Origin of the sequence: Vibrio sp. 10N.222.52.B12, from assembly GCF_002875385.1 — a bacterium.
Lineage (GTDB): Bacteria > Pseudomonadota > Gammaproteobacteria > Enterobacterales > Vibrionaceae > Vibrio > Vibrio jasicida.
This window is the reverse complement of sequence record NZ_MDAW01000064.1, coordinates 1-297: the sequence shown is the minus strand read 5'-3', so window position 1 is coordinate 297 and position 297 is coordinate 1. Positions and strand designations below refer to the sequence as shown.

Annotated in this window: 1 pseudogene; it reads right to left on the bottom strand. The window is 47.1% G+C overall.

Annotated elements, in window-relative coordinates:
* A pseudogene (locus BCT11_RS28225) lies at positions 1 to 182 on the bottom strand (hypothetical protein); the annotation flags it as partial.
* Positions 183 to 297 lie beyond the last annotated feature (115 nt).

The window sequence follows — 297 nt, the reverse complement described above, 5'->3', positions numbered from 1 at the left end:
TATGTGCTTGCAACCCCCTCCAACTCCCCCTTTTCTCGACATGGTTTGCCCAGCATTTGGATGTTGTTATCAAGGGGGAGGGAATTCTTTTTCTGCTGTGAGCTCAGGGTTTTCCCATCGTCATTTTGAAGGAGCCTAAGCGAGTATTCAGAATCTACTTTCAGCGCGTTGTGATGTTGCATTGTGAACTGAACTATCTACGAATACAGAACCAGTTCCTCCCCTTTGAGCTCGTTGCTTTGAGAGCTTCGGAGTTTGATACAAGGGGAGGTTAGGTGGGGTTGTTGGTTTGAGGTT